The sequence below is a fragment of the Bacillus sp. AY2-1 genome (assembly GCF_008368965.1).
GTDB lineage: Bacteria > Bacillota > Bacilli > Bacillales > Bacillaceae_G > Bacillus_A > Bacillus_A thuringiensis_S.
On sequence record NZ_QPEL01000006.1, the window covers coordinates 1 to 5,086 of the forward strand.

The following is a 5,086-nucleotide window of genomic DNA, read 5'->3' on the forward strand; positions in this document are numbered from 1 at the left end:
TTTGTGGTATAAGATTGTACGTTGTTCTTCTTAGATTTAAAGCGCGGTGCGCTGTTTTGTTTTTTGAAAAAGCGTGTATAAGCATCCGCAAGGTTGCGAACAGACGACTGAATCGCAATACTATCCACTTCTTTTAGCCAAACAAGCTCTTTCTTCATGGCAGGTAGTTTGGCAGAGCATGTACCATAGGTCAAGCCTTTTCCTGTCTCTTTGTATGCGTGATCCCATAAGGATAGGAAATGATTGAATACAAAGCGAGAACACCCAATCGTTTTGTTGATCAGAATTGCTTGTGCCTGATTTGGATAGATACGAAACTTATAAGCTTTATTCATCATTATTTGATTCACCTCCATTTCGGTATATAACGATTATATATCAAACGTACATTCGATAGGTAGTGGAGTAACACTTTCTGTATGTCGAACAATTAAGATGGCTTCCTGCCATCCCTTGTTCGAAGCCAATTCATCTCCTACCTACTCACTGGGCTGTGACCCTTCACGCTACTTGAGGAAGGAGTCTTCTTGGCTAAAATGATAAAAATATCCCTTCAAATAAAGTTTTTATTCTTCATATGGTTACTCGATACCTTACTTAATTCTATATTCCGCCATTTGACTACCTTACTATCAATAGTTTCAATTTCATATTCACCATCAGCCATCAATTTAATTAACTTCCCAATCTTTAATTCTAGGATTTGTATAAAGAATGTTTTCCGTCTAATCCATCCATTTTATTATCCATCATTCTAGACCCTTGAAATTTCCACGAATATTTTTAAATCTCAATATCCATTATAATTTTTAAAGAAAACCTTTTAGGTCAAGCAGCATATAATCCTATATAAAGGAATATTTAACAAACATTTAAAAGGGGGATTTTTTATTAATACAACTTTGATTTCTCATTTTTATAACGAAGAATATCTGCTTCCTTGGTGGTTAATGCACCACACAAAACTATTTGATCATGGCATACTTATTAATCGTGGGTCTACTGATCGTTCGGTTGAAATATGCAGATTATTTGCACCTCATTGGGAAATCCGCGATTCAAAAGTATTAGAGTTTGATGCCATATTAGTTGATCAAGAAGTAATGAACATAGAAAAAGAAATTACGGGATGGAAAATGGTGTTAAATACCACTGAATTTCTTTGCTGTTTTGATAAGGACGCCTTTTTCTCATCTCTTGCTACTCTAGGGAAAAACATGTATTCCATTAGGACTATTCTAATGGTGGATGACCCTACTCACGGTTATACGAATCCGAGATACGGAATTCCCCTTGTCAAACAGCGTTATCATGGGATGATAATCAACCCTAATCCACCTGCCCCTTACTATGGCGGTAGATTCCTCCATAATTATTCGCATGGTAACTATTCGGCAGGGCGGCATTGGTCACCTCATCCATTTATCGTTTACATGTATCCTGCTTTCGTTTTAAAATTCTTTTACAGCCCATGGAATAAAGCTATGAAAAACCGAAAATTACAAATTGGTCCTACTCTTTCTGAACATAGTATCCAGCATGGCTTAGGTACTCATCACCTCGCAACACTAGATAAATTAGAAAAAAATTATATAGACTTTGCAACCTCAACTATCGATCTTCGATTAATCCCGGAATATCAAGCTTTATTTCCAGATTTATGTTTCCCTAACTATTAATACATCTAAAAAGAACATATTGAAACTTTCCATACAGACAAAATTCACATCGCCTTTACAAATCATCGTATTACTGGAATTATCCAAATAACGATTTTGTCATAAAGCTGCACCTACCTATACAGCATGCATGCAATATCATGTGTATTCTTTTTCAATATAAGTTTTGGTCAGAGAGCGCCTTGGAAAGCGCTCTTTTTAAATTCCATTTTCATTTGCTCACGATTTTATGAGTTGGACATATATTAACAAGACATAGTTTATATATAGTGGTGCACAAAAAACTTTGTGCACTATATTTCATCTCGATAACTTAGTGACTTAATAGCGTTTTTGTCCCAATACTTTACGCCCATGAAAAATTACATTTGGTATCACGTACTCTTTTATATTAAGAGTTTTGGTCCGAAGAGCACTTATATATGGTGCTCTTTTTGGTATGGAATGTGAAATAGAGGCTTACTCTTAAAACCCTTTATGTAATTTTCATAGGTTTTTTATTTACACTTGTGTGGCTGTTTACTTATACTTCTGGAGCTTCTCAGATTATAGTTATTAATGCAGGAGATTATAAGATTTCTTTTTCTGTATCAGGAGTTGATCCTATAAATGTTGCTCCAGTTATCAACGTAGTTTATGGATTAGGTGCAGGAGCTCAGCCAAACAACGGGCAAACAATCCTCACTTTAGCCGCAGGTGATGTTCTTACCCTTTACAATCATACTTCCACTGCTGCGGTTACTTTGCAGAATTTGGCAGGTGGAATACAATCAAATCAATACATCGGACAATGAATTTCCATTCTAACAGTACTATAAAATGGTGGATTAATCACTTTGTCATTAAGCAACAATCCATCAAAAAAGAGCCTTTTATATTAAAGACATAGTTTTTATTCTTTAAAAGTTAAACTTTGCACTCTACCTATCAACAAACTTACTTAGCTTCCCAAGTTCATCCGGCGTAATATTTTTATGTACGTACTTTATTACACTATAATTTGTGAAGTTTTCAACAGGAAATTGAAAGGTAATACGTATTAGTTTATAAGGGGGATTGATCGGACCTTCATATCCTATCACTCTAAGTGTCACATCATAAATGTCTTTTTGTTCATTTCTTATTATTTTCTCAATACGTTCAGAGGTAAATAATTGATAGTCACCGTGCTTGTACATAGTTTTAATATTATTGGCCCGAGTTCTCTTAGGAAAGCTAATTCCATAATTGTAGGTGGTTATTCTGAAACGCCCATTCGGTTTCAGCATTAACTTCAAGGACGTCCTTGAGTGTCACTAAATAAAAAAATACACAAACTAATCACGATTTTTCTCAAGATGAGTCTCCCCTACATATGGAATATTCTTAGTCTGTATAAACTGAAAGGTTTTAAACATCTACTACTATCAATAAATTATTCTACATAAAGGACATATATTCCAAGTGGAATAAGTATTAATATTGATTTTATTGAAATTTAGTATTGATAATCAGAAAACATCCAATAAAAAAGAGCCTATATCTTTTATTACTTAGTAATTTAAGATATAGGCTTTTCTCATCAATCCCTTACGAGCTTAATATATATTTAACTGGTTATAGGCCGTTTTTTATTTTCCTCAATCTTCATCTTCGAAATCACGTAGACTATCAAGTAATTCTTTGAATGTTGAGCAAACAGGATATATTGCTTTTTCCATATCCTCTTCTTCATGATGCCGAAATGCGATTGTTGGTGATGCAGGATTGTTACGGTAATCAAAACATAAACGTGAATATATAGGAGAGGAACGAAAAATTAATGGTTAATAAACATCCGAATACAACGAGGTTATTAAATTACGCTTCTAAAAAAAGAAGAAAACGCAATATCGAGTGACTAAAGTAATACAATTAATGATTAAAGAAGGACAAAAAGTTAATTTCAATTCAGTGTCAGAAAAAGCACTGGTTTCAAAAGCATATTTATATAGGGAGCCCTTAATCAGAAAAAACGATTGAAGACTTACGTCAACAGCAAGGAGGATTACATGATTGAAAAGCTCTAAAAAGAAATAAATCTGATGCATCAAAAGATGTAATCATAGAAACTTTAAAGAATAAGATAAACCTTTTTAAAAAAAAGAACAAGCTATTAGAAAGTGAAAATGAGAACTTAAAAACACAAATAAAAAAGAATTAGGAAAAGTATATGAAAATTTATAAATAATGTACCCTCTTTTATATAAAAGTATTATTTAATAATTGACTTACACGATGATCATAAGTATGTTCCCGCAATGTTCTCTTATATGCATTTGTTGCAACTTGTACTCTTTCTTTTTCGTGTCTTAAATAATATTCAGATTTCGTAACAAATTCTGTAGGAGAACGGAATATTTCTATTTCCTTACTTGGTGTATAATGTTTCTCAAGATTTGCCCTAACATCTGTTAATTGAAACGCATGTGAATTTGAAATTTCAAATGTCCGATTGTTAATGCAATGTGCATTAATTTGTAAAGAGTTACAATTTAATGTTGGATCCTGTGGGGAACGATGCATATTTATATTAATTTTACTGGAAGTATAATATTGTAAACTCTCCTCGTACGTTCCTAATGGAACTAATTTAATTTTATTCTTTAGTAATTCATAATGTTTTAATTTCTCCCAACCATAGCCTACAATGTATGTGTTTTTTTGATTTAAGTAGTCAGCAATTGAATCAATAAAAGACAAACGATTTTCAAATGCTGTACCTATAAAACTAATATCATACATATAGTCTTCTTCTCTAAGTATGGGGGTATATGCAGGGGGGGCTGCTGCTAGAGGCAAATAAAATACATGATTACATCCAAGACTTTTATAAAAATTAATACACCCTGTATCTTGTGTAAAAATGTAATCATAATCCAATACCAAGGTTTTCGTTACATCTGTAAAGTACGGATCGTCTGTGAGCCAAAGTGCGGTCTTAAAATTATATTGTTTTAAATCTTGTATTCCTTTACTTATTCCTTCTTCAAAACCATGGAATACAATAATAAGACTCGGTTGTATCTCTAAAGCTGTTTTTACCAAGTTTTCGTATGTCACCATCGTCACGTCACCAATAACTCTTTTCAAACTGTTAAATATAGATTCTTCTAGTACCGGAAAATATACAGGAACACTAGATTTAACAAATAATACGTTAAATTTTTTAGAAATAGATGTAATCTCCATCGATATCTCACCTTCCTATTTATCAAATTAACTAGTTATATTATATGCATTGCCTAAGAGTATATTTTCTCATATAGAAGCTACTTAAAGTAAGCCTGACAGCCAAATGAAATAAAACCCACACTAATATATTTTATGGAAGGGGTAGCATCACATGCCCATCAACTTAATAAAAAGAAATGCCCCCAAAACGAAAA

Annotated in this window: 4 protein-coding genes and 2 pseudogenes; 3 read left to right on the top strand and 3 right to left on the bottom strand. The window is 32.8% G+C overall.

What is annotated here, in order from left to right; all coding sequences use genetic code 11:
* Positions 1-338 (bottom strand): helix-turn-helix domain-containing protein (locus tag DN403_RS00630; RefSeq protein WP_149185266.1); only part of this gene is annotated, 338 nt, incomplete at its 3' end.
* A 612-nt stretch (positions 339-950) separates the two neighbouring features.
* Between DN403_RS00630 and DN403_RS00635 the strand changes: the two genes are divergently transcribed.
* Together DN403_RS00635 and DN403_RS31620 are read left to right on the top strand one after the other, a co-directional pair.
* Complete coding sequence (locus tag DN403_RS00635) at positions 951-1,679, top strand: glycosyltransferase family 2 protein (RefSeq protein WP_242469810.1); 729 nt, start codon at positions 951-953, stop codon at positions 1,677-1,679.
* Between the two features lie 518 nt (positions 1,680-2,197).
* Positions 2,198-2,473 (top strand): annotated as a pseudogene (locus DN403_RS31620) (hypothetical protein); the annotation flags it as partial.
* Positions 2,474-3,298: 825 nt separating this feature from the next.
* Here DN403_RS31620 and DN403_RS31625 read toward each other — a convergent pair.
* Positions 3,299-3,454 (bottom strand): annotated as a pseudogene (locus DN403_RS31625) (SMI1/KNR4 family protein); the annotation flags it as partial.
* Between the two features lie 121 nt (positions 3,455-3,575).
* Between DN403_RS31625 and DN403_RS31630 the strand changes: the two are divergent.
* Positions 3,576-3,680 carry a hypothetical protein gene (locus DN403_RS31630; protein ID WP_242469811.1) on the top strand — a complete coding sequence of 35 codons (105 nt, stop codon included), beginning with the start codon at positions 3,576-3,578 and terminating at the stop codon, positions 3,678-3,680.
* A 219-nt stretch (positions 3,681-3,899) separates the two neighbouring features.
* On the opposite strand, the gene DN403_RS00655 is transcribed toward DN403_RS31630, so the two are convergent.
* Positions 3,900-4,889 (bottom strand): CgeB family protein, encoded by a 990-nt coding sequence (locus tag DN403_RS00655; protein ID WP_149185268.1) that lies wholly within the window; start codon positions 4,887-4,889, stop codon positions 3,900-3,902.
* Between the last annotated feature and the right edge of the window lie 197 nt (positions 4,890-5,086).

Bases quoted from the DNA above. Each gene is read 5' to 3' on its own strand.
- DN403_RS31630 (WP_242469811.1), top strand. From the start codon at position 3,576: ATGATTAAAGAAGGACAAAAAGTTAATTTCAATTCAGTGTCAGAAAAA.
- DN403_RS00635 (WP_242469810.1), top strand. From the start codon at position 951: ATGCACCACACAAAACTATTTGATCATGGCATACTTATTAATCGTGGG.
- DN403_RS00655 (WP_149185268.1), bottom strand. From the start codon at position 4,889: ATGGAGATTACATCTATTTCTAAAAAATTTAACGTATTATTTGTTAAA.